25 protein-coding genes are annotated in these 21,303 nt (G+C 60.0%); 12 read left to right on the forward strand and 13 right to left on the reverse strand.

Annotated features, from left to right (window positions below; genetic code table 11):
• Positions 1-181: 181 nt before the first annotated feature.
• Both BLP65_RS12625 and BLP65_RS12630 read right to left on the reverse strand, forming a co-directional pair.
• Positions 182-838 carry a DsbA family protein gene (locus BLP65_RS12625; RefSeq protein ID WP_092997824.1) on the reverse strand — a complete coding sequence of 219 codons (657 nt, stop codon included), beginning with the start codon at positions 836-838 and terminating at the stop codon, positions 182-184.
• Positions 835-1,284, reverse strand: coding sequence for a disulfide bond formation protein B (locus BLP65_RS12630; RefSeq protein WP_092997827.1), 450 nt, complete (start codon positions 1,282-1,284; stop codon positions 835-837). The genes BLP65_RS12625 and BLP65_RS12630 overlap by 4 nt, the downstream gene beginning before the upstream one ends.
• A 261-nt stretch (positions 1,285-1,545) precedes the next feature.
• Between BLP65_RS12630 and BLP65_RS17305 the strand changes: the two genes are divergently transcribed.
• On the forward strand, positions 1,546-1,674 hold the full coding sequence (locus BLP65_RS17305; RefSeq protein WP_281180222.1) for a hypothetical protein: 129 nt from the start codon (positions 1,546-1,548) through the stop codon (positions 1,672-1,674).
• Between the two features lie 144 nt (positions 1,675-1,818).
• Here BLP65_RS17305 and BLP65_RS12635 read toward each other — a convergent pair whose 3' ends face one another.
• Positions 1,819-2,523 carry a DUF72 domain-containing protein gene (locus BLP65_RS12635; RefSeq protein ID WP_092997830.1) on the reverse strand — a complete coding sequence of 235 codons (705 nt, stop codon included), beginning with the start codon at positions 2,521-2,523 and terminating at the stop codon, positions 1,819-1,821.
• Positions 2,524-2,664: 141 nt separating this feature from the next.
• Complete coding sequence (locus BLP65_RS12640; RefSeq protein WP_092997833.1) at positions 2,665-3,531, reverse strand: peptidylprolyl isomerase; 867 nt, start codon at positions 3,529-3,531, stop codon at positions 2,665-2,667.
• A gap of 649 nt (positions 3,532-4,180) precedes the next feature.
• On the opposite strand from BLP65_RS12640, the gene BLP65_RS12645 reads away from it, so the two are divergent.
• Positions 4,181-4,573, forward strand: coding sequence for an antitoxin Xre/MbcA/ParS toxin-binding domain-containing protein (locus BLP65_RS12645; protein WP_092997836.1), 393 nt, complete (start codon positions 4,181-4,183; stop codon positions 4,571-4,573).
• A 25-nt stretch (positions 4,574-4,598) separates the two neighbouring features.
• Here the strand turns inward: BLP65_RS12645 and BLP65_RS12650 are convergent, their stop codons facing one another.
• Positions 4,599-4,955 carry a hypothetical protein gene (locus BLP65_RS12650; protein WP_092997839.1) on the reverse strand — a complete coding sequence of 119 codons (357 nt, stop codon included), beginning with the start codon at positions 4,953-4,955 and terminating at the stop codon, positions 4,599-4,601.
• A 126-nt stretch (positions 4,956-5,081) separates the two neighbouring features.
• Between BLP65_RS12650 and BLP65_RS12655 the strand changes: the two genes are divergently transcribed.
• Positions 5,082-5,342, forward strand: coding sequence for a DUF5062 family protein (locus BLP65_RS12655; RefSeq protein WP_092997842.1), 261 nt, complete (start codon positions 5,082-5,084; stop codon positions 5,340-5,342).
• Between the two features lie 32 nt (positions 5,343-5,374).
• The gene (locus tag BLP65_RS12660) at positions 5,375-6,193 is read left to right on the forward strand and encodes an LEA/WHy family protein (protein ID WP_092997845.1); all 819 of its coding nucleotides are present in this window, start codon (positions 5,375-5,377) and stop codon (positions 6,191-6,193) included.
• A 12-nt stretch (positions 6,194-6,205) separates the two neighbouring features.
• Here the strand turns inward: BLP65_RS12660 and BLP65_RS12665 are convergent, their stop codons facing one another.
• The 4 genes from BLP65_RS12665 to BLP65_RS12680 all read right to left on the reverse strand — a co-directional run bounded on the left by BLP65_RS12665 (position 6,206) and on the right by BLP65_RS12680 (position 9,921).
• Positions 6,206-7,648, reverse strand: a complete 1,443-nt coding sequence (locus BLP65_RS12665; RefSeq protein WP_092997848.1) for a sensor domain-containing diguanylate cyclase — start codon at positions 7,646-7,648, stop codon at positions 6,206-6,208.
• Positions 7,649-7,933: 285 nt separating this feature from the next.
• A complete protein-coding gene (locus BLP65_RS12670; protein ID WP_092997851.1) occupies positions 7,934-8,149 on the reverse strand; it encodes a hypothetical protein in 216 nt (71 codons plus the stop codon).
• Positions 8,150-8,569: 420 nt separating this feature from the next.
• On the reverse strand, positions 8,570-8,827 hold the full coding sequence (locus tag BLP65_RS12675; protein ID WP_092997852.1) for a hypothetical protein: 258 nt from the start codon (positions 8,825-8,827) through the stop codon (positions 8,570-8,572).
• 125 nt (positions 8,828-8,952) lie between these two features.
• A complete protein-coding gene (locus tag BLP65_RS12680) occupies positions 8,953-9,921 on the reverse strand; it encodes a phosphatase domain-containing protein (protein ID WP_092997855.1) in 969 nt (322 codons plus the stop codon).
• A 122-nt stretch (positions 9,922-10,043) separates the two neighbouring features.
• On the opposite strand from BLP65_RS12680, the gene BLP65_RS12685 reads away from it, so the two are divergent.
• Positions 10,044-10,451, forward strand: coding sequence for a DUF2267 domain-containing protein (locus BLP65_RS12685; RefSeq protein ID WP_092997858.1), 408 nt, complete (start codon positions 10,044-10,046; stop codon positions 10,449-10,451).
• An 11-nt stretch (positions 10,452-10,462) separates the two neighbouring features.
• On the opposite strand, the gene BLP65_RS12690 is transcribed toward BLP65_RS12685, so the two are convergent.
• Positions 10,463-10,753 (reverse strand): hypothetical protein, encoded by a 291-nt coding sequence (locus BLP65_RS12690; RefSeq protein ID WP_092997861.1) that lies wholly within the window; start codon positions 10,751-10,753, stop codon positions 10,463-10,465.
• A 403-nt stretch (positions 10,754-11,156) separates the two neighbouring features.
• Between BLP65_RS12690 and BLP65_RS12695 the strand changes: the two genes are divergently transcribed.
• From BLP65_RS12695 to BLP65_RS12705, 3 genes are all read left to right on the forward strand, one after another.
• A complete protein-coding gene (locus BLP65_RS12695) occupies positions 11,157-12,188 on the forward strand; it encodes a DNA polymerase IV (protein WP_092997864.1) in 1,032 nt (343 codons plus the stop codon).
• 228 nt (positions 12,189-12,416) lie between these two features.
• Complete coding sequence (locus BLP65_RS12700) at positions 12,417-13,583, forward strand: hypothetical protein (RefSeq protein ID WP_092997867.1); 1,167 nt, start codon at positions 12,417-12,419, stop codon at positions 13,581-13,583.
• A gap of 352 nt (positions 13,584-13,935) precedes the next feature.
• On the forward strand, positions 13,936-14,229 hold the full coding sequence (locus BLP65_RS12705; RefSeq protein WP_092997870.1) for a TusE/DsrC/DsvC family sulfur relay protein: 294 nt from the start codon (positions 13,936-13,938) through the stop codon (positions 14,227-14,229).
• A 125-nt stretch (positions 14,230-14,354) separates the two neighbouring features.
• On the opposite strand, the gene BLP65_RS16980 is transcribed toward BLP65_RS12705, so the two are convergent.
• Positions 14,355-14,528, reverse strand: a complete 174-nt coding sequence (locus BLP65_RS16980) for a hypothetical protein (RefSeq protein ID WP_175452566.1) — start codon at positions 14,526-14,528, stop codon at positions 14,355-14,357.
• A gap of 231 nt (positions 14,529-14,759) precedes the next feature.
• On the opposite strand from BLP65_RS16980, the gene BLP65_RS12710 reads away from it, so the two are divergent.
• The gene (locus BLP65_RS12710; RefSeq protein ID WP_092997873.1) at positions 14,760-15,140 is read left to right on the forward strand and encodes a DUF2384 domain-containing protein; all 381 of its coding nucleotides are present in this window, start codon (positions 14,760-14,762) and stop codon (positions 15,138-15,140) included.
• A gap of 166 nt (positions 15,141-15,306) precedes the next feature.
• Here the strand turns inward: BLP65_RS12710 and BLP65_RS12715 are convergent, their stop codons facing one another.
• Both BLP65_RS12715 and BLP65_RS12720 read right to left on the reverse strand, forming a co-directional pair.
• A complete protein-coding gene (locus tag BLP65_RS12715) occupies positions 15,307-15,696 on the reverse strand; it encodes a hypothetical protein (RefSeq protein WP_092997875.1) in 390 nt (129 codons plus the stop codon).
• Positions 15,697-16,081: 385 nt separating this feature from the next.
• Positions 16,082-17,278, reverse strand: a complete 1,197-nt coding sequence (locus BLP65_RS12720; RefSeq protein WP_092997878.1) for an SUMF1/EgtB/PvdO family nonheme iron enzyme — start codon at positions 17,276-17,278, stop codon at positions 16,082-16,084.
• 224 nt (positions 17,279-17,502) lie between these two features.
• On the opposite strand from BLP65_RS12720, the gene BLP65_RS12725 reads away from it, so the two are divergent.
• The 3 genes from BLP65_RS12725 to BLP65_RS12735 are packed head-to-tail and all read left to right on the forward strand — an operon-like array spanning position 17,503 to position 21,281.
• Positions 17,503-18,297 (forward strand): hypothetical protein, encoded by a 795-nt coding sequence (locus BLP65_RS12725; RefSeq protein ID WP_092997881.1) that lies wholly within the window; start codon positions 17,503-17,505, stop codon positions 18,295-18,297.
• A gap of 6 nt (positions 18,298-18,303) precedes the next feature.
• The gene (locus BLP65_RS12730) at positions 18,304-18,837 is read left to right on the forward strand and encodes a YaeQ family protein (protein WP_281180226.1); all 534 of its coding nucleotides are present in this window, start codon (positions 18,304-18,306) and stop codon (positions 18,835-18,837) included.
• A gap of 50 nt (positions 18,838-18,887) precedes the next feature.
• The gene (locus BLP65_RS12735) at positions 18,888-21,281 is read left to right on the forward strand and encodes a putative bifunctional diguanylate cyclase/phosphodiesterase (RefSeq protein ID WP_092997887.1); all 2,394 of its coding nucleotides are present in this window, start codon (positions 18,888-18,890) and stop codon (positions 21,279-21,281) included.
• The last annotated feature ends 22 nt before the right edge of the window (positions 21,282-21,303 follow it).

The following is a 21,303-nucleotide window of genomic DNA, read 5'->3' on the forward strand; positions in this document are numbered from 1 at the left end:
ATCGCGCCGGGGGCGGCCCTCCTACCAGGATAGACGGAGCCATAGTCCCGGTAGGAGGCGCGCCCTCGCGGCGATTTCCGTTGCAGTGAGCATCGCGCCGGGCGCGGCCCTCCTACCGGGAGGGAAGCCCGGGCTAGCGGTGGTATTGATTCCCCCGAAGAGAGAGTTTTCGATGGAGCGGCTAGCGCGATCGCGCTTCGCTCAGGGCGTTATCCACCAGATCCTTCAGCTGCTGGTATCCGAAGCTTGGTAGTGGTTTGCCGTTGACGAAGAACTCGGGCGTCTTGGTGACGTTGAGGGTTTGGGCATCCTCCAGGTCCTGTGCGACGACGGCGGCGACTTCCGGCGAGGCCATGTCGGCCTGCAGCTTGTCGCGGTCCAGGCCGAGGCCTTCGACCAGTGGCCAGACTCGTGCGATTTGTGCGGTATGGTTTTGTACCCATTGGTTCTGGTTTGCCAGCAGGGTTTCCAGTACCGGCCAGAACTGGCCCTGCCTGCGGGCCGCTTCCATCAGCGCGACGACTTGGTCCGAACCCTGGTGGAAGGGGGCGTAGCGCAGTACCAGGCGGATCTGATCGGGATTGTCGGCCAGCATCTCCTTGACCGCGGGATAGAAGGTCCGGCAGGTCCCGCAGGCCGGGTCGAGGAATTCGACGATAACCACCGGTGCACCGGCCGGGCCGAGTGTGGGCGAGTGCATGCGGACCAGTGATGAAGGGTTGGCCTCGGCCCGTTGTGAGGACTCCTGGTTTTTCTCCGCGGTATAGATCAGTGCGCCGAAGACAAAGGCCAGCACCAGGCTCGCGAAGGCAATGATGAACAGGGTCTTTTGCTTCATTGGGAACCTCTGAAACGCGCCGCGACAAGTAGTACGGCGATGGTTGAAAAGGCCGCGATCGACATCATCGGGATGGTCAGGAAACCGAACCACTCGACAAAGGTTTCCGAGCAGGGCACGCCCTTGCTACAGGGCTGGATGCTCTCGGGGATTACCCCTTCGATCAGGAGTAGCTGGAAGCCGGCGAGCAATCCGCCGAGCAGGGGCAGCGGCAGTGTGTACCGGATGACCTTGAGGTCGAGCGGGAACAGCCCCAGGGGCAGAATCACCGCCAGCGGAAACATGAAGATGCGTTGGTACCAGCAGAGACTGCAGGTTGGTACCTCCATGACTTCGCCGAAAAACAGTGCGCCGAGGGTGGAGATAGCGGACAGCAGCCAGGCGGCGAAGATCAGCAGCCAGGCGGTGGATACATGGCCCGTGTCGGAGTTGGGCTTTGGATTCATCGGAAAGGGGTTTCCGTCCATTCAATGGCGCTTTGTGCCTGCGCCTTATCAGTCGGTAGGTCGGGAGTATACTCAGTAGACCCTGGCGGGAGCTACGGGTTCCGAGGCAAAACTGCTGGTACCGACATAGAGGCAAGGGCGTGCTTTGACATAAATGGAATTACAAACAATATTTAGACTCATTCGATTCCTGAATGGACACGGCAGACGGGACGCTCCATGTGAGGGTTCTCGGCCGTAGGCAACACAGGGAGGTGTGCCATGACGGAAATCATGATGATCAGCGGTATCATCGCGGCGATGCTCTTGCCGTTCATTCTGCTCATTGGCGGTCCGGCGGCGGCTGTCTGGCTGATTTGCAGAACGTGCGTCCGGAAAGAGGACATCTGAAGCCCAGGCCGCAACCTCTACTCCTCTGGGCTTCTGGCGAATTTCACCGTATAGCCCAACGGAGGGGCTGCTAAACGACAGCCCCTCGTTGGGCAGTTATCCCCTTCCCCGATACAAACCACCCATTCATCAGTTCGTACGACCCTATGTGGATCTTGCAACCTTTGACGCGATCTCTCGCCACTGTTGGGCCAGGCCGGGAGCGTCGGGGCTTTCGTGCTTAAAGAAGACGTAGGCGCTCTTCCACGGCTGGCCGAGCACTTGGCTCGCCATGGCAGTGAGATCTGCCGCGGTGTATTCGCCCCGGCGCAGCCGCAGGTATCCCCAGTCGGTGGTGGCGCGCAGGGTGGTCATGATTTCGTCATTGAACCCGAGGGCACATCCGTTATCGGCGAGTAGCCGGTAGATTTCGTCGCAGAGCCAGCTTGGGTGCCGGAATTCAAAGGCGACGCGCAGCTTCGGCGGCAGTTGTGCAATGAGGTCCTCCAGGCTGGCTCTGTCCAACTGAAAACGGGGTGGCAGCTGGAACAACAGCGGTCCCAGGCGTGGGCCGAGGGTAGTGATGGTATCGATTAGATAGTGGAGATCCTCATCCACATCGTACAGCCGTTTCGCGTGGGTGATGCGCTGGGGAACCTTGATGGAAAAACGAAAGCTCCCTGGGACCTGCGACGCCCAGGTGGCGAGGCCAGCGAGGGTGGGAAAGCGGTAGAAGGTGCTGTTGATCTCTACTGCATTGAATTGCCGGGCGTACCAACTCAACAGGTCACGCTCAGCGATCCCCTGCGGGTAAAAGGAACCCTTCCACCCCTTGTATGCGAAGCCGCTGGTGCCGATGTAGAGGCGCATGGCTGTTTTGTCGGGTACTTCGGAAAAGCTTAGCGTAGTTCCGGCGTGGCCTGCTCGTGCTATGGATGCAGCTTGGGGCTGCCAGAGGTTTAGAAGAGCGGAAGCCGCCCGACTTCCGCCCGGCGGCTTCGACGGTGGGGCTTACTCCGCCGTTAAGGGCGCGGTCTTTTCTTCGCCGGCTTCTCCATTGATGGAGATGTCGGCTTTTTCCCGCAGGGCGGCGATGTATTCGCTGACCCGGCGCTGCTGAGTCATCTGCGCCAGCTGTCCCTTGAGGTCCTCGAAGGCGGGTGGTTCGGACTGGCGGCTCTCATCCAGTTTGATGACGTGCCAACCGAAACGGGTGTTTACCGGTTCCTTCGAATAGCTGCCAGTCTCCATTTGCTGGAGCGCCTGGGAGAAAGGCGGCACCATCTGTTGCGGGTTGATCCAGCCTAGATCCCCGCCATTCTTGCCGGTGGGGCCGGTAGAGTGCTCGCCGGCCAGCTCGGCAAAATCCGCACCATCATCAAGCTGTGCAATCAGCTGCTCCGCCTGCTCCTTTTCCTCCACCAGGATGTGGCTGGCCTTGTATTCGGAGATCACCAGGCTGTCTTTGAGCTGGTCATACTCTGCGCGGAGTTGTTCGTCGGTGGCCGGGTTATCTTCCATGGCCTTGCGCACCATGGCGGAGACCAGAATGCGGGTGCGCAGTTGCTCGAGTTCCTGGAGGACCTTGGGGTCCTTGTCCAGGCCTCGCTGGAGCGCGTCCTCGTAGACGAGCTCCTGGGTGACCAGCTCGTTCAACAGCGCTTCTTCGTCTTGCGGCTGGGACGAATCGGCACGGGCGTCGCGGTATTTGTTCAGCTCACTTTCGGTGATCGACTTGCCGTTGAGGGTGGCAACGACCTTCCCCTGTGGTTCCCCGGCTGCTTCGGTGCTGCCTTGCTCACTGCAGCCCGCGATGCCGAGTGAAAGCCCGAAGACGGTTGCGAGAAAGAGAGGGGTTCTGCGGTTATATGACTCCATCGTTATTATTTTCGCTCCTGATTGGGAAAAAGGATTGCCAAAGGTTCCGCTCGAAATCAAACGTGAATCGCATCTGGCGTGGTGGCATCTGGGGTACCGTACACCATGCGCGACGTTCGGGCAGCCTCCCGCCCTGAGGCGCTGACGGCATTTGTCTACCGGAGTCTATCGCAGGGGTCCATGCGCTGAACGATTACTTCTTCGCAAATTTGGCCATATCTATGGATTTGCGGGCCACGGGGCGCCGGGGACAGGCTCGAGGGGCTCATTCGCCTATATTCATGCCATTGTCAGTGTACTGTTGCATGCTTGGCGGTGCTTTCAGCGAGCCGCTGGCCAGCCAGCTGCAAGGCGCGTTTTGCAGGGAATGGCGTGCCCTTTCCAAGAAACGCAACGCCGCAGATGGCCGGCCAGCGGCTCGCCCGAAGGGAGCCCTCCAAAAACGCCATGACGGCGTTGCGGACTCCATCCCTGGAGTCCACCCTTCGGGCCAGCCTGCGGCTGTCCGAATCCGCTCCCGGCGGATTCGTGCAGCGCTTGACAAGGGAATAACCATTGCCTGCACGCTGCGCCTTGTCCTGACGTTTTGGGGGGCTCTGAAAGTATCGCCAAGCATGCAACAGTACACTAGCACCTCAGGAGGAGGGCCATGGTCAAGACGTTTCTCCCCGAACTGCAGAGCGAGGAGAGTCGGCGTGCGGTGGCGGAGGCGAGTGTGGCGCTGCTGGATCGGTGGGGCCTCGATGAGGGTCAGGAGAAGCTTCTGCTTGGCATCGATGCCGTCGGGCCGTATCGCGAAGGCGAGCCTCTACCCGAGAAGCCCGATGTGCTGGCCCGGGCCGGGCAGCTGCTTGCCATCGATCGGGCCTTGAAACGGCGCTATGCGGACGACCCGATGATGCGGGACCATTGGGTCAAGTTCCCGAATCCGGCGCTTGGCAACTTCACGCCCCTGCTGGTCATGCTCGGCGGACGTGAGGGGCTGGAACGCGTCCGGGCTGCCGCAGAATCACCGTTCAGGGGCACCGATGCTGGGGGATAGACAGACAGGAGAGCGAAGCGGCTTTTTACGGCTCCGGTGAGAAATAGGCCACCGCCTGATCATCGCGCATGAGTATCGCGGTGCCGTCTCCTTCCAGGTTCAGACGGTAGTGCTCCTCGATGTCGGTGTCGAAGGCCGGCTTGCAGCTCATGGAAATCACCTGCTTGCTTTCACCGCTCCAGAAGCAGTGCCTGCCCGCCTTTTCCTCGCCGAATTCGAAGAGGTTGGCGCGTCCTTCGTAGGTGACCTCGAGTCGACTGAATTGGGAGTCTTCGGCTGTTGCGGTCCAGTTGCCGGCTGCCGGGTGTGGAGAACAGCCGGTGAGTGCCAGAAGGAGCGTCAGCGCGCCCAGGAGAGATAGAGTAGTTCGCGCACGATTCATGGTGCTTATTCCAGGAAGACCGAAAAGGGGAAACCTACGCCCATTCGGTACGATGGGCAAACCTGCCCACACGTGCTGTCCGGGGTTTCCGGTGTAGTATGGCCGCAATCCGAACGGGAAACTGCAATGAAAAAGCTGAAGCATGAGGCGGAGTTGGTGAAGGAGGCGATCCTTGCCGGTATGAAGTACGGCGAGGAGCGGGGGGTGGTCGAGTTCGAGGCGACCGATTCCGCGAGCGATAAGATTCAATACATTTACCGGTTGCTGGTGCACGACAAGAAAATCCAGCCGCTACCGGAGGAGCAGGTCTCTCAGCAGACGATGCGTCACAAGCTGGCGTTGTGGTATTCGAAGCAGTTGCCGAAGGGGCACCCGTTGCTCAAGTAAGGGGTCGGGGACAAACAGTGGCAGGAGAGACGATGGGACGACTGGGCTTGATGGGTTCGATGATGGCGGCACTTCTGAGCGGGTGCGCCGCGGTGCAAGAGCATGTAAAGCAGCCGCAGGTGGATCTGCGCGATGTGCAGGTGGTGGCCATGTCGCTGGCCGATGCGCAGCTCGCCTTCGATTTCGATGTCCGCAATCCCAATCCCATTGGTATCTCGATGCGGGACCTGAGCTATCGGCTCGAGCTTGCGGACAAGATCTTCACCAGCGGTAGCCTCGGTGAACGGTTGCGGATCGGTGCCAACCAGCAATCACGCCTGACTCTTCCTCTTACGCTGCGTTACAGCGATGTGCTCGACTCACTCGCGGAACTGGGCCGGAGTGATGCGCTGGAGTATCGGATCAGCGGCAAGGCCGATTTCGGTCTGTTTGCCATTCCCTACTCGCAATCGGGCAGCGTGCCGTTGCCCCGGCTCCCGGATGTTTCGGTACAGAGTTTGCGGGTCGAAAACCTCAGCCTTTCCGGTGCGCAGCTGAGGGTGGACCTCAGGATGATCAACACCAACCGCTTTCCGATTCGCTTTAATGGTCTCGACTACCAGGTCAAACTGGGCGACGCCTCGGTGTTGAATGGTGAGAGTGCCCAGCCGTTTTCGCTGGAGCCGAATCGGACCGGGACTCTGCCCTTGCGCCTCAAATTGGATTACGGCCAGATCGCAAACGTCACGCAGGCCATACGGGAGGGCCGCTCCCTGCCGGTGGCGTTCACCGGCAACCTGAAGGTCCCCGGGGCCAGCGGAGAGGTAACCCTTCCTTACCGGTGGAGCGGGGATGTGCCCCTGATGCGTTAACCCCGTGCCGGATCAGGCCAGGCTGACCTGGTCCCGGCCCCGGTTTTTGGAGGCGTAGAGTGCGGTATCCGCTCGTTTGAGCAGCTCGGTGAGTTCCTCGTGGGGCAGATGCCGGGCGATACCAATGCTGAGTGTCACCGGGATCTGTTTCGAACCGAACTGGAATGGATGATGACGTACGGCTTCCCGGATCCGTTCGGCGGCTTTTGTCGCACAGTCCAGATCGCAGTCACTCATGAGGATCAGGAACTCATCTCCGCCCCAGCGACAGAAGGTATCTGAGTCGCGGAAGTATTCACGAACGATTGCCGCGAATCCCGATAAAACCGCATCGCCGCCCGCATGTCCGTAGGTGTCGTTGATCTCCTTGAAGCGGTCGATGTCGACCGTGATGAGCGAGACGGAATCGCCGCGGCGCATGGCGGAAGCGGTATCATGTTTGAAGATCATCTCGAACACGTGCCGGTTGGCCGCGCCGGTCAATTTGTCGGTGGTGGCCATCTCTTCCAGCTTCTGCTGGTAACCCCTCACGGAGAACCAGGCGATGGCCAGAACCAGCGCAGTGATAACCAGAGCCACTCCGATGTTGATGAACAGCGTATTGAGAATGCGTGTATTACTGGCTGATTCGGCCTGCTCGACGATGAGATACCAGTCGAACTCCGGAACCAGGCGGCTGTTGACGTAGACCTTTTCGCCATCGGGTTTGGTATAGGTGAGGGAGGTGCTGGGGCTGGTCAGGATGTGCATGGACATCTTTTCGAGACCGGGACGATCCTGAATGCGGTTGGCGCCTGCGATGTCACTACCCCGAACTGTGATGCTTCCCTCCCGGTCCACGAAGTAAATCTGCCTTCCGTAGCGACTCTGATAGCTCTCGATGAGCTCGGCCACCGAGTTGACCGAAAGACCGATGCCGGTCACGCCTAGAAAGTTGCCCTCGTAGTCCACCACCCGGTAGTTGATAAAGATGCTCAGCCGGTCCCGGTCTGCCGTATCCCAATCAATATTGATTTCGTAATGATCGTTGATGTCGCGGACGCGAAAGTACCAGGCATCAGCGGGGGCCTCGGAATCCAGGGTCTTGACGATGCCGTCGGGGTGGTAATAGCGATACGTGCGGTCGGAGATGAAGAACGAGGTAGTGGTCCGGTATCTCTCCTGAATCTGCTCCAGGTAGCGGATGATCCGCTCCGGATTCTTTTCACCGTCGAGGCTCCAGTCACGGACGAAGGTGTCCTGCGCCATGAGTGAAGAGATGAGGATCGAACGTAACAGATCCCTCTCGATTTCGGAGTAGATGTTATCGCTGGTGAGGGGAAGTGCCTCTTCAGCGATACGATCGCTCAGAGAATCCTCGGTGACCAGATAGCTGACTACGCTGGTGGTGAGAAAACCGAGCACCAGCAGAGAGATGAGTCCCGCTATGAAATAGCTTTTTTTGGGGTACGGCACTGCTGGTTCCGTGATTATGGACCGGTTCAGTCGCGAAGCGCCTCTGAAAGCGGGCCAGAAGCATACACGAGGGGCTGTTTCGGTCCGAACGAGAGGCTCAATATCGGGGCGCCGACTGATGACGTCGTTGCACCAGTATCCCTTGTGAATCGTACCTCAAGCGGCTTTCCGCTGTCGACGCCAGGATGGCAGCCCCGGCAGGGCATCGTCTTTTGCGCACCCATGCCGGTCTGTTACCTGCTCAGTGTCTCACCGGGTAGCGTGTTTCCAATACCGCGATGCCCTTCAGCGGTTGCGGGAGGGGTCCTCTTCCGGCTCCTCGTCCTCGTAATCACTTTTCATGTCGATACCCAACTCCTTGCCGACTTCCACCCAGCGTTCCTCGGCTTCGCAGGGGCAGCAGTCGCACCAGTAGGCGATGCCTTCGTGCATGCTGAGGCTCTTTCGTTTCCGCGGTTTGGTCTGGCGCCCGTTGTCGCCGGACCCCTGTTCATCTGCCATGAAGCTCTCCTCCTGTCCCGCTTCGGCCGTTACCAACCAGTGTAGTGCGACACGGAGCGGCCCATGCAGGTCGGCCTTCAGTTGTCGCTTGCAGTTTTGACGGGCTAAAGCCCGACCTGCGGGGGGGCAGTTTGTGGGTCGGCCCTCAGGCCGACGTTTGCAGTGTGACGGGCTAAAGCCCGACCTGCAGGGGCGCGCAGTTTGTAGGTCGGCCTTCAGGCCGTCGTTTGCGTTGACGGGCTAAAGCCCGACCTACAGGGGCAGCAGTTTGTGGGTCGGCCTTCAGGCCGTCAGTTCGCGTTGACGGGCTAAAGCCCGACCTACAGTGGCCAGCGTGCAGGGTGTAAATGCAAGAAGGAACCGCCGGTTCGGCGGCTTATTCCTGGTGACGTAAAAAAAAGAGCGTCGGAAAAGGCCTGGCTATTTGCTTTTGCGGGCAGCGTAGGGGGAGCCTGCGCCTATTCCGCTGCGGGCGTTGAGGTCGCTGGCTACCTGTTCGGCATGTTCGGTGACTGCCTTGAGGGTCCCGGGCTTCTGGCCCGTTACGACCGAGGTGCCGCGTTCAATGATGTAGCAATGCCAGTTATTGCCTTCCATTCCTTCAGGTTTCTTTGCTTTCTTGACGCTGACTACGCGATACTGCGGACGTACTGTGGGTTTTTCTTCAACTGCAGACATGGCACTCGCTCCTTGTGATTGCCGTTTATGGAGGCTGAAACGCCGCGCCGACTAGGCGCCTGAGTTCGACAGGTGGCTAGCTTCGAACGCGCCAGTGTAGCATATCCCGTGCCACATCGCCATTTCTAGAAATAGCCCTCCTGCTCCGCCACGGCGGATAGCAGCGCCCGCCCGCCATCCAGGTTGTTCATGATGCCGTGGCGGTGGTCGATCCACCACTTGGCATCCACCTGCTCCTCCAGGTAGGCGATTGCCCGTTTGATCCCTTGGGTGACCGTGCTCCAGTGGTCCGGGTCCTCCGCTTCGGCCTCGGCACTGACCTGATCGGTCCACTTCAGTACCTTGTTGACGGCGCTAAAGGCCTTGATGCGAATGCCTTCGGCCCATTCCACCTGCTTTTCGGAACCCTCCAGGGGCGGCAGGCCCTGTTCACGGGCGGCGAGCCGGGCCTCATCCGCTTTCTGTTTGCGCTCCTTCGCCATCTCTTCGGCCTGGCAGAGCCGGCAGGGGGTGTCGGCCAGTTGGTGAACGCGCTCGTCCCAGGCGACGTCGTCGTCACCGTAGAAGGGGTGCAGCGCGATGTGTCCACAGGCGTGGTTCACCACCTTAAGCTCGAATACTTCGCGACTCTCGCCATTGCCCTGGTTGGGGCCGATCAGGGTGCAGGGAATGTCTTGCTGCGCGCACCAGCGGGCGACCTCCAGTTGCCGGGTGGATTCGTAGACGCGGCGAATCGTGGCACCGGTAAAGCTGCGCTCGATGACCGCGGCCTTGAACTTGCCAGCGGAGGTGAAATCGCCGGCCGGGCGCATCACCAGTCCGTCATAGCCGATATGCCACTGCCGGAGCCACTCGATGGTCTGTTCGCGCACCGCTGAACTGCGGCCGGTGACAATCATGACCGGTACTCCCTCTCCCCGCGCCTGGTTGAGGCGATCGATCAGGGGGAGATTCGGCATGTCATCCGTGCAGGCCTCAAGGAACCGGTCCCAGTCCTTGACCCCATCATCGTTGTAGAGGTGATGCAGGCGATGTTCGAGCAGGGCGATCACCCCGTCGAGGCCGCAAATCACGATTTCCTTCGGTTCAGGCATACCTTCCACTTTACCCGATTCCTGCTCCGCGAACTTCCGTCTGGCGGTGAATTCGCCGCGCCTTTGCTAATTTGTGAATAGATGGGCGCTTGCCCGGATTCGGACATGAGGTAGGAAAGGCGATGGAAACGGACCGGATGTTCTGGGAGCAGATGGAGAGGCGCTGGCTCCCCGAAAACGACGATCTGGAGCGTGACGCCGTCCAGAGCGTATTGATTCACCTGCGCAGGCGAATCTCCCAGGAAGAGGCCGAACACCTGTTCGCGCAGTTGCCGCCGCCGATCGGCTCGCTTTCGCTGGAGCCGTCGATTCTGCAGCAGGAAATCGAGGGGAAACGACCCGTGGATACCCTCGATGCGTCAGAGTTTATTCACGCCGTCGGCAGCGAGCTGGAGGTACCCGATGATGTTGCGGAGCAGGCCACCGAAGCCGTGTTCGGAGCGGTCAAACGGGTGCTCCCAATTGAGGAGACCAACCATATCGCCTGGTTGATGCCGACTGATTTACGGGAGGTTTGGCTGCGGGCCTGAACGACGCGACATCAGAGATGTTCGCCCGGCACGTTCTCTTCAATCACCCCTTGCGGAGTCACAATCCAGTGGCGCATCTGTGCCGTATCCCGGCAGGTCTGCGGGATGTGGGCATTGGTCAGCATCTCCGTCAGCGCCAGGGCATCCGATTGATCGATGACATTGTCGTCCACCATTACCCAACAGCTGCGCCCGTTGTTGTGGATACGGAACTCGTGGCCGCCCTCCAACTTTCGATGATATATATCCCGCTGGTCGGTGTGCGTCTGAAGATATTTTCGGATGGCATTGATCTTCTCCATGATCAGGCTCCCTGATTTGTTCCGCTTTGATCAACTCTAGCCCGGATTTCTCACCGGATGCGTGGCCTCTCCTTGCCCTCTGTTCCCACCGCGAATGTTCTTCGGTTGGAAATACACCCGCCCTCACCCATTATGCACCGACTTTCTACTTCCTGGAGACGGTGACGTTCACCAAAAACGGCGAATGGGAGACTGTGTCGGTTCAGTGCATTTGGGGCTTTCGTGCGCGGAGGCGATTACGGCAACTGTTACCGCTGAAGACCCGATTATCTTCTCGTCACGGACGCTTTCAAATGTCTGTTCAAGGCGTCCCGTCCCACCGGTCCACGGTATATCGGTGCAGGAAAACTTCGTTGATCGAATCGGCGCTCTAAACTGACGGCAGGTTGTCAGGAAACTGCCAATGCCCTGCATTCTGCATATCGATATGGATGCCTTCTTTGCCGCGGTGGAGCTTCTGCGGCATCCCGAGCTTCGCGGCGAACCGGTGGTGGTGGGCGGCCGGGGTGTACCTTTCGAACGAGGGGTGGTGTCGACGGCGTCCTACGAAGCCAGGCGCTTTGGTGTCCATTCGGGCATGCCTTTGCGCACCGCCTTTCGACTCTGTCCGTTCTGTCATTTTCTGCCGGTCGACGCCCCGGTCTATCTGAAGATTTCCGAGCACATCAAAGCCCTCCTCCAGACGTATTCGCCAACCGTGGAGGAGGGCGGTATCGATGAGGCATTTCTCGACCTGTCGGAGGTGGCTGATCCGGTAGGGATCGCCCGTATCATCAAAGAGCGCATCCGGGAAGAGACGGGGCTTACCGCCTCTGTGGGCATCGGCCCCAACAAGCTGCTGGCGAAGATGGCTTCCGACCTGGAGAAACCGGATGGGCTGGTGGCACTTCCCGGGGAGGATATCGAGCGCCGGATTTGGCCGCTGCCGGTGAGGCGCCTCTGGGGAGTGGGCCCAAGGACCGAAGCTCATCTGAAGAGCATGGGGGTGAAAACCATCGGCGAACTGGCCGGAATCCCGCCAGCCGTCCTCGTTGTGGAGTTCAAGCCCTCCCGTGGGCACTACCTCCACCGGGCCGCTCACGGTATCGACGACACTCCACTGACCGCACAGCGGGTGCCCAAATCCCTGGGCCACCAGGCAACCTTCCAGCGCGATACCGGAGACCCGGAAGCTATCGAAGCCGAGCTGAACGCCCTGACAGAGGGCTTGGTAATGCGCCTGCACAATATGCGTTTACTCGCCCGAAGCGTCAGCGTGAGGCTGCGCTATGCGGACTTTGAGAGTCATACCCATGCCTTGCACCTGCCAGAGCCGACGGATGACTTTGCCGTCCTCTTCGAGGCCGCCAGAAAGGATCTGCATCGATTCAATCGGGAGCGAGCGAGAAAAGTGCGGCTGGTGGGCGTGCGTTTCGGTGATCTGCATCCCGCTTGAAAGCTGAATTCACAGCCTTTTCCCTGAACTCGAAAGCCTCCCGGTTACACGTTGAAAGCAAGGTAAGTCCTTGAAAGCGGGCACGCCTTGAATACACCTGCAGGGATGCAGGAAGGGTTCCAGTTGCTACCGTTTCCCCGGGGATGGTGCTAAAGTGACTTTCGCAGCTAATTTGCTTGTCATTTCAATAGCTTATAAGCCCATAAGGAAAATCTCCGAGGTAGCCTCATGCAGTCCGGCCCACGACGAATCGTTACCCCTTTCCGCCCCATTCCGCTGGAAGTGCCCGAGGGCATCAAGCCCAACGAGTTCTTCAACAGCACTGAAAACCTGAATGACCTGGAGCACAACAACGGGCTGCTGAGCAATCCGGAGAATCTGCTGCTCTACCGCAAGGCTTTGGGACACAGCAACGAGTTTGATGCTTCGATTATCTACAACACCTCGAAGTGCATCCTCAATCCGCTGGGTCGGCCGGTGCGACGCACCCAGGTCCCGGAGGGGGTGAAACACGTCTGGAACCGGATGAACCAGGTCATCATCAACTACATGCTGGAGCGTTATCCGGACCCGGAGCAGCACCTGATTCTGGCGGGCGAGGCAAGCCTGGATGCCACCTGGCCCCTCACCTCACCCGGGGTGCCCAGCATTCGCATGCTGCACAACCACTTCATGGTGTTTGACAAGACGACGCTGCGCGACGCCGAGCTGGCCGACCTCAACGACCCCAACCTCACCGATGGCGGGCAGCACAGCCTGTTCGAGAAGTACATGCATGACGTCTACCGGGAGTTCATCTGCGAGGCACTCGACCTCTCCGTGCTCAAGCCGGTGAGCGACGAGGTGGCGCGGTTGGACCTGACCGGCTATCCGCAGGGGCTGCCGAGCTGGGAGATCCCCGGCGGCGGGGCCACTCTGGAGAACATCCGCTTCTGGCACGAATACGACGAGGTGCTGAAGGGCTTCCTGGATTTCTACCGCACCTTTTTCAGTCAGGTCTCCACCCGTAACGCGCCGATGCCGCCGGATCTCTACTTCCCCGATGCGGTCGAGCGGGTGCTGATGTTCAACAACGACTTCCTCACCACCGCCAAGAAGGTGCGCGACCGCTGCATCACCGACCCGGCCTACGCTAATGCCGTACGCTGGCAGCCCGCCTTCAAGCAGCTCATCTACCGCAATGACCAGGGCAAGCTGATCGTCACCATCAGCCAGAACTCCATAGGCAACGCCATTACCGAATTGCTCGGGGTGGCGGTCAAACGTGTGCCTGATGCCGAGGCCTACGAAAGAGCCGAGCCGGAATTGATTGAGCGCCTGCTCGAGGTCCGTCGCCGCCTCATCGAGGCCGATCTGGGCGAGGGCATCGAAACCAGGTACTGGCCCGCCCGCTGATAAGCACCACAGGGTCCACGCAGATGAGCCGTAGCGTATCCCCGGTGGGCTCTGTGGTATGTTTTCGACGAATAGCCGTACGAAGTTGGACTTTTCGGCGTTCCCCTGGCTTCTTTCCCCTAAATCACTACACTTACAGTGAGTGTGTGCTCACTCCCCTTTTAGTGCGGGTCTGCAGCCGTCTACCCCTGTTGGCGAAGAGGTATTGCCGCATCGCGGTGATCCGGTTTCGCGATTAATACTTGACAAGACGGGTGGGTATATATTTAAATCCATTCTAAATCTCTGGATATAAGCGGCTGACCGGCTGCATCCAGCAGATGAAAAACCCGAATTAATTGGAGGAGTAGCAATGGAGCTTCCTGAACGCGATGGTGACGGATACCTCACCGATATGAACGCATGGACCCCGGAAATCGGCGCAGCCATGGCTGAACAGGATGGTATCGAACTCGACGACACCCGGTGGGCTCACATCATGAAGGCCCGCGAATACTACGAGGAAAACTCTGTCGTACCTCCTATCCGGAAGTTCGCCAAGTTTGCGGGTGAAGATCAGAAAGAGATGTTCAAGCTCTGGCTGACCGGACCCATGAAGCCGATCACCAAATATGGTGGTCTGCCGAAGCCGACCGGCTGCGTCTGACGCGCTGTAGTACGGCTCGAAAACGCCTCCGGGTTTGCCGCCCGGGGGCGTTTTTTTTCGTCCCTGCGGCGGCAACGCATAAAAAAACCCGCCTGGTGGCGGGTTTTTACTGCCAGCGCAACGCCTTAATTGGCAGCGTTGCAGACCAGCTCTTCCATGATCTTGCCGCTTTCCACTTCCTTGATGATCTTTTCATACTCCGGGCTCAGCGGGCAGCCGCAGGAATGCTCCCGGGTGGCATGCAGGCGGGCCTGCTCCATGTGCCACTGGGCGACTTTCATGTGTTGATCTACGTTCATGATGGCTCCTTGTTCGTGAATGGCTAACCATAATTTAGACGAGTTCTAATATACTGGTACAAAGGGCAGGGTTCAAGTCCCGGGGCGGATACCCACGGCAATCGGGCGCTGAGTCGCCGGGCGATGACTATTCTTTGGAAAATGCATCATTGGGGAGCTCCCTCCGGGCGAGCCGCTGGCCGGCCAGCGGCTCGCTGAAAGCATCGTCAAGCATGTAACAGGACACTAGCCATGCACGATTCGTATCTGGGACAACTGCACCCATCCGGAGCAAGACAGGGGCTGGCGGCGGTTGTCGTGGCGCTGTTGCTCCGCTGGGGGCTTTCGCCGGACAAGCAGGCGGAACTGCTGGACGTGACCGATATAGGGCCGTTTCGTGATGGGGGACCACTGCCGGATGATCCGGACGTGCTGGAGCGCGCCGGACATCTGGTGGCCATCGAGCGGGCGCTACAGTGGCTGTATCCCGATGACCGGGTGATGCGGGATCACTGGATTTCGTTTCGAAACGAGGAACTCGGGGGTCTGTCGCCCCTGGCGGTCATGCTCCGGGATCACAAGGGCTTTGAAACCGTGCGGGCACTTCTGGACTCGCGGCGCAACCGTGCTTGAGGTAAGGAAACGGCGAGGTCGCATCGAACCCGGCCGCCGCTTTGCCGGGCCGTTGGCGGCTGTTGAAAACGCCCTCTCCCGAGGGAGAGGACCGGGTTTTTGTATCCCCTTGTCCTGACCTTCTCCCGCAGAGGAGGAGGGACAAAAAACCCGGTTCAACAGCCTGTCAGGGCATCTGCAGTCCGCCACCGGGGCCGCCCGTTCCTCCCATTCCGCCGCTCTGGCCGGGGGTGATGATGGAGGAGGCGGATTCGCGGCGCATCTCCTGGAGCTGCTCAAGGGTTTCCTCGATGCCCTTTTTGGCTGCTTCGGGGAACTGCTCCAGTGCCTCGTCCAGCGTCTCCACTTCCATCTCGAAGGAGACCGGCAGGGCACCCATCTGGGTCATCAGCTGCGTCTGGCCCAGAAAAAGGGTGGGACGGCTGTCATCGGCGCTGCCGTCGGAGTTTACCGGGGTCATGCGCCGCAGAATGCCCGCCTGGCGATCGGTGAAGGTATCCTCCCGATACAGATTGGCGGCATCCAGCTTGATTTCGGGCAGTTCGTCTTGATTCATGGTTCTCTCGTTCGGGTTTCTCGACAATGCCTCTAAGGATAACAACTCTGGCGCAGGGGGCGAAAAACACCAGAGGTGTAAGGTTGCTCGCCTCCTCGACCATAGCTGTTCCGAAATCGTGTCCAATACGCTCTTTTGGCGACATACCGGGATGTTGTAGGAGCGGCGGAAGCCGCGATTCGGCACATCGCGACTTCCGTCGCTCCTACATGCATGGACATCAATAGGAGCCTGTTGGGTGGGATGAGTTATGCGAACCCCAAGGCTGATTTTGTTGGGCTTCGTTCCTCAGCGCCAACCTACATTTTGGATCCCATTGCTATTCTCGGACATGCTCCTCGCCACTCGCCACTCGCCACTCGCCACTCGCCACTCGCGACTGCTCTTAATGCCAAGGCATATCCGAGCCCGGGAAGACCAGGCGAATGCCACTGAACTGAAACCGTTCATCCGGCGCGGCGTGGTGTCGGTAGCTGATGCGGCGGAGGACCAGCTGGCTGTGCAGGCAGCCCCCGCGCAAGGGATAGTGATCCGCCTCGAACGCGGTGGCGGCTTCGGGGTACTTCGATGCACTGTAGCCGGTGTAGGGCTCGAACGGGTTGGCGCACCACTCCCAGACTCGCCCGCGGTCGGTGATCGCCTGGCTGCGGACGGCCACTTCCCACTGGTATTCGTGCTGCAGTACGGCACCGGCGAGTCGTTCACCCTGAGAGGCGACCCACCTGGCATAGGCCTCGGCCTCATGGCGACTGACTCCCATCACCGGCTCTTCGGCTACCAAATCGAATGGGCCATTCAGGCCGACACCGTACCAGCGACCGGCCACATCCCGCCGCCAGTGGACCGGATGGTGTGAATGGGCCGCCCGCCAGCGGTTGCCCTCCTCGCTCCAGTAGGCGGGCTCGTCGTAGCCGCCGGCCTCCATGAAGCTGAGGAATGCGCCACTGGTCACCGGTAAGGAATCGATGCGAAAGGCGTCGAGCTGCACCACCTGGGTGGGCAGTTCGTTGTCGCGAGCAGCCGGATCATCTTTTGCACCCACCCGGAACATGCCCTTGTGTACATCTACGTGCTGTTCGGAGGGCGGGCACGGCTCCAGTGGCGTGCTCACCTGATACGGAAAGGATTCCTGCAGGCGCCGCGCGGTCAGCTGGGCCAGGGTCCTTTCGTAGAGCCGCCCGTACTCCTGGAGGATCAACAGCGGCAGGCGGTTGTCTTCGAGGGTGGGGTCGGCGGGCAGCAGGCGCTGTGGGTTGGCAAGCCGCATGAGATTCTCGTCCTGCAGCTCCAGTCCCCAGTTCAGCAGGTGTTCGCGAGGGGGGAGCTGTTGAATCACTGCCTCGTCGGGCTGTACCCCGGCAGCGAACAGCGGGCGCACCCGTGCGGTCATGTCCTCGTCGCCCTCCAGCACTTCACGTAGCCAGTAGGTCTCCACATATACGCCGCGGCCGAACAACCAGGCGAGTGGCGGGATACCGGTGGCAAAACTGCGGTAGGCGTCGGCTTCGGGTACCGACCCCAGGAGGTGGGCCATCATCTGATGCATCTGGCTCAGTTGGCCGAGGATTTCGTGCGTTTTCATCGTTCTCTCGTTGTGCGCGCGACAGGCGGTGATCGTAGCCGATGCCGACCGGAACCGAAACGGGGGGTGATGCGCCCCTGTTTGCAGTCCCGGCCTTGCAGATCCCGGCCCGCTGGGCAGCTGTCCATTGTTCGGTATTCGTCGGACAGGATGAACGCCGACGGTCAAACGTCTGGTGCATTCATGCGATACTGGCGGCCACGAACTCCTGATCGGGTGACGACATGTTTTCCCTGTTTCGTAGCGAACCCCTGCTCGACGAGGCCTCCATCTGGTGGCTTTTCGATGTGTATGCCTGGGCCCTGAAGAACTTTGGCAGTGACGTCTTTTACCAGGAGACGGTTCTGGTGGTGCCCACCAATGAGCACTTTCCGGGCCGTGAGCAGTCGGTCCACGGCATGGCGCAGCTGATTTTCGAACAGGTCCGGCAGCATGCGGGGCTAAGCCATTGGCCTGCACGACTGGTCGAACCGGAGCGGTTCGACCCGGACGCCAGGCCCAGGCTGGCTTTGCAGGGAGCGATTCGCGGTGGAAAGGGCATCTCCCCCGAGGTGAGTGAGGGGGAGAGCCTGGTCTTCACCTACGACCCGAACCTGATTGGCAACCCGCAAGCGCTGATTGCCACTTTCGTCCATAATTTCGCTCACTTCCTCGGTTCAATGGCGGACGAGGAACCGCCCGGCGGACGGGAGAACTGGCCGCACCTTACGGAGGTACTCGGGGTATTCATGGGTTTCGGCCTGATGCTGGCCAACAGCGCCTTCAAGGCGCCGGCGGGCGGCTGCGGCTCCTGTGCCGGCCCGGCCGCCGAGCGCACCAGTTTTCTGTCGCAATACGATATGACCTATGCGCTGGCGCTCTTCGCCGTGCTGAAGGGCATTCCCAACAAGGAGGTTTTGCGCCATTTGAAGAAGCCATTGCGTCCCTTTTTCAAGCGGGCAGTAAAGGACATCAAGGATCGAGCCGACGCCCTGGAGATGCTCCAGGGGATCGATCGGCGGTTGCCGGAGGTGGGATAAAAGGCCCTGACTGCAACCATCTACAAGGCCGAGCTGGCCATCGCCGACATGGACCGCGGCTATTATGCCACTCACCATCTGACGCTGGCCCGGCATCCCTCGGAGACCAGCGAACGTCTGATGGTGCGGCTGCTGGTATTTGCCCTGCACGCTGAAGAGCGGCTGGAGTTTACCAAGGGGCTCTGTGCCGATGACGAGCCGGCAATGTGGGCGAAGAGTCTGTCCGGCGAGATCGAAACCTGGATCGATGTGGGCCAGCCGGATGAACGACGCATCCGCAAGGGCTGCAACCGGGCCGGACAAGTGGTGATCTATGCCTATGGCGGGCATGCGGCCGAATTGTGGTGGGAGCGCACCCACAACCGAATCACGCGTTTTGACAATCTGCAGGTCTTCAGTCTGGCACCGTCCGTTACTGACGGTTTGGTCGCACTGGAGGAGAGAAGCATGCGCCTGCAGTGTACTGTTCAGGACGGCCAGATCTGGCTGGGGAACTTGGAGACCACCGTGCCGATCGAGCCGTTCAGGTGGTACGGTTAAGCAAATAATGATCGTTAGCACTTCGATCATTTTTTCCAGGAAAGGCCTCGATGGACGATACCGTCGTCAACCTGAAAAAAACCGTGCTGCTGCCGTTTGTCCTGGGAGGGCTGGTCCTTTTGGCGGTGCTGTTGTTCAGCATCTATCGCGAGGAGTCCTCCCATATCCAGCAGGATTTTGTCGATACACGCCAGACCCTCGGTAAGGTCTATCGCTCTTTCGTCGATGACCACGCTGGACAGTTGGCGGTAACACTCGACCTGGTGGCGGAGGATAAGGCGCTGGCACGGGCATTCGCTGCCCGTGATCGGGAACGTTTGCAGGAACTGGCCAGCCCCCTTTTCGATCGCCTGCGGGAGCGATACCGCATCACCCACTTCTATTTCCATGACGCGGATCGGGTGAATTTCCTGCGGGTCCATCGGCCCGGCCGCTTTGGTGATGTCATTGACCGCTTTACGGCCAAGTCGGCAGAGCAAAGCGGTGAACCCGCCTACGGACCGGAACTGGGGCCGCTGGGGACTTTCACCCTGCGGGGGGTTCTGCCCTGGCGTCATGACGGTGAGTTGTTGGGTTACCTCGAGGTGGGAAAGGAGATCGGGGGGCTGATCCCCCGGCTGAACCGGTTGTTCGATTTGGAGATCGGGGTACTTATCGAAAAGGGCTATCTTGCCCACGCCGACTGGGAGGACGGTCTGCAGATGCTGGACCGCAAGCCCCGGTGGGATCTTCTGGACGACGAGGTCCTGGTCTCCGAAACGGGTTTGATGCTGCCTCCGGCGGTGCTCCGCAACCTCACCGTCCGGCTTCGATCGCAGCCGGATTCGACCGAGCGTCTCTCCCTGAGCAACGGCCAATTCATTGCCGGGACGATACCGCTGCAGGATGCCGGCCGGCGCGAGGTGGGTCGGCTGCTGCTGGTGCGTGACATTACCGTCCGTGCAGCAAAGAGCTATGCCGTGTTCGGCTACATGGTCGCCGCATCGTTGTTGGTAGGCCCGATGCTGTTTGTCCTGTTTTTTATTTCGCTGGCCCGCGCCGAACGGCAGATGAAAGAGTGGCGCCAGCGTGTCACCGAGGAGAGTGGGGCCCGGATGCAACTGCATGAGGACCATCTCCGGGCGCTGGAGCGCTCCGCTTTTTATGACACCCTGACCGGGCTGCCCAACCGCAAGTCCCTCGATGAGCAACTCTCCCGCGCGGTCAATGTTGCCACCGGGGAGGGAAAGCGTTTCATACTGGCCTTGCTCAACATCCAGCGTGTCAATGAGATCAATGTGACCCTTGGCCACGAAACCGGCGATACCCTGCTCCGCCAGGTGGCGGAACGCCTTGAACAGGGCCTTCCGGATGCGCTGGTGGTGGCCCGTGCCGGCGGTGACGAGTTTGCAGTTGCCTTGCCGGCACCAGGGAGGACCGGTGCCGCGGATGTGGTGACGATGATTCGGCACACCCTTTCGCCGACGTTCTACGTCAATGACATTTCGCTGGATATGCTGGCCAACATCGGGATCGCTGCCTGTCCGGATGATGCAGGGGATGCGGTTACGCTGTTGCGTCGCGCCGACGTCGCCATGCGTCAGGCGAAACGCCGCCGGGAAAACTATGCCGTCTACGACAGCAGTCTGGACCCGCACAGCACGCGGCGGCTGACTCTGCTTGGCGATCTGCGCCAGGCCATCGAGGAGGACAGACTCGAACTGTACTATCAGCCGCAGGTGTCCATGAAGGAAAACCGGGTGGTCGCCGCCGAGGCCCTGGTGCGCTGGACCCATCCGCAGTGGGGTCCGATCTCGCCTGCCGAATTCATCCCCATTGCGGAGCAGACCGGTGTCGTCAAGGCATTGACTCGCTGGGTGCTGAAGCGGGCGCTCGCCCAGCAGGCCATCTGGTTCCGGCAGGGCTTCGACCTTGTGATGTGCGTCAATCTTTCCGCCCATGATCTGCAGGATGAGGCGCTACCCGATCACGTCGCGGAATTGATCGAGCAAACGACTCGTGCACCCGACCAATTGACCCTCGAGTTGACCGAAAGCGCTATCATGCACGATGCGGAGCAGGCGCTCGAGGTATTGAATCGGTTCGCGGTGATGGGATGTCCGCTTTCTGTTGACGACTTCGGAACCGGTTATTCCTCGCTGGATTATCTGAAGCGTTTGCCGGTGCGGGAACTCAAGGTGGATCGCAGCTTCGTGGCGGACATGTGCCGCAACGAGAATGATGCCAGCATCGTTGCCTCCACCATCGGCTTGGCCCATACCCTTGGGTTGGTGGTGGTTGCTGAGGGAGTGGAAGACGATGCTACCCGTGATGCCCTGGCGGAACTTGCCTGCGACCGGTTCCAGGGTTTTTACATCAGCCATCCGCTGTCGCCCGCGGCCTTTGATCGATGGCTGGCCAATGCCTCGAAGAAGGCTGGCCTGACTCCCGCTACACAGACCTGAACGGAGAGGGATATTCGGGCAA

This window comes from Thiohalomonas denitrificans (assembly GCF_900102855.1).
Taxonomy (GTDB): Bacteria; Pseudomonadota; Gammaproteobacteria; order Thiohalomonadales; family Thiohalomonadaceae; genus Thiohalomonas; species Thiohalomonas denitrificans.

Excerpts from the sequence above, each read along its gene's own strand:
- BLP65_RS12625 (WP_092997824.1), bottom strand. The coding sequence starts at position 838 with ATGAAGCAAAAGACCCTGTTCATCATTGCCTTCGCGAGCCTGGTGCTG.
- BLP65_RS12630 (WP_092997827.1), bottom strand. The coding sequence starts at position 1,284 with ATGAATCCAAAGCCCAACTCCGACACGGGCCATGTATCCACCGCCTGG.
- BLP65_RS17305 (WP_281180222.1), top strand. The coding sequence starts at position 1,546 with ATGACGGAAATCATGATGATCAGCGGTATCATCGCGGCGATGCTCTTG.
- BLP65_RS12635 (WP_092997830.1), bottom strand. The coding sequence starts at position 2,523 with ATGCGCCTCTACATCGGCACCAGCGGCTTCGCATACAAGGGGTGGAAG.
- BLP65_RS12640 (WP_092997833.1), bottom strand. The coding sequence starts at position 3,531 with ATGGAGTCATATAACCGCAGAACCCCTCTCTTTCTCGCAACCGTCTTC.
- BLP65_RS12645 (WP_092997836.1), top strand. The coding sequence starts at position 4,181 with ATGGTCAAGACGTTTCTCCCCGAACTGCAGAGCGAGGAGAGTCGGCGT.
- BLP65_RS12650 (WP_092997839.1), bottom strand. The coding sequence starts at position 4,955 with ATGAATCGTGCGCGAACTACTCTATCTCTCCTGGGCGCGCTGACGCTC.
- BLP65_RS12655 (WP_092997842.1), top strand. The coding sequence starts at position 5,082 with ATGAAAAAGCTGAAGCATGAGGCGGAGTTGGTGAAGGAGGCGATCCTT.
- BLP65_RS12660 (WP_092997845.1), top strand. The coding sequence starts at position 5,375 with ATGGGACGACTGGGCTTGATGGGTTCGATGATGGCGGCACTTCTGAGC.
- BLP65_RS12670 (WP_092997851.1), bottom strand. The coding sequence starts at position 8,149 with ATGGCAGATGAACAGGGGTCCGGCGACAACGGGCGCCAGACCAAACCG.
- BLP65_RS12675 (WP_092997852.1), bottom strand. The coding sequence starts at position 8,827 with ATGTCTGCAGTTGAAGAAAAACCCACAGTACGTCCGCAGTATCGCGTA.
- BLP65_RS12680 (WP_092997855.1), bottom strand. The coding sequence starts at position 9,921 with ATGCCTGAACCGAAGGAAATCGTGATTTGCGGCCTCGACGGGGTGATC.
- BLP65_RS12685 (WP_092997858.1), top strand. The coding sequence starts at position 10,044 with ATGGAAACGGACCGGATGTTCTGGGAGCAGATGGAGAGGCGCTGGCTC.
- BLP65_RS12690 (WP_092997861.1), bottom strand. The coding sequence starts at position 10,753 with ATGGAGAAGATCAATGCCATCCGAAAATATCTTCAGACGCACACCGAC.
- BLP65_RS12695 (WP_092997864.1), top strand. The coding sequence starts at position 11,157 with ATGCCCTGCATTCTGCATATCGATATGGATGCCTTCTTTGCCGCGGTG.
- BLP65_RS12700 (WP_092997867.1), top strand. The coding sequence starts at position 12,417 with ATGCAGTCCGGCCCACGACGAATCGTTACCCCTTTCCGCCCCATTCCG.
- BLP65_RS12705 (WP_092997870.1), top strand. The coding sequence starts at position 13,936 with ATGGAGCTTCCTGAACGCGATGGTGACGGATACCTCACCGATATGAAC.
- BLP65_RS16980 (WP_175452566.1), bottom strand. The coding sequence starts at position 14,528 with ATGAACGTAGATCAACACATGAAAGTCGCCCAGTGGCACATGGAGCAG.
- BLP65_RS12710 (WP_092997873.1), top strand. The coding sequence starts at position 14,760 with ATGCACGATTCGTATCTGGGACAACTGCACCCATCCGGAGCAAGACAG.
- BLP65_RS12715 (WP_092997875.1), bottom strand. The coding sequence starts at position 15,696 with ATGAATCAAGACGAACTGCCCGAAATCAAGCTGGATGCCGCCAATCTG.
- BLP65_RS12720 (WP_092997878.1), bottom strand. The coding sequence starts at position 17,278 with ATGAAAACGCACGAAATCCTCGGCCAACTGAGCCAGATGCATCAGATG.
- BLP65_RS12725 (WP_092997881.1), top strand. The coding sequence starts at position 17,503 with ATGTTTTCCCTGTTTCGTAGCGAACCCCTGCTCGACGAGGCCTCCATC.
- BLP65_RS12735 (WP_092997887.1), top strand. The coding sequence starts at position 18,888 with ATGGACGATACCGTCGTCAACCTGAAAAAAACCGTGCTGCTGCCGTTT.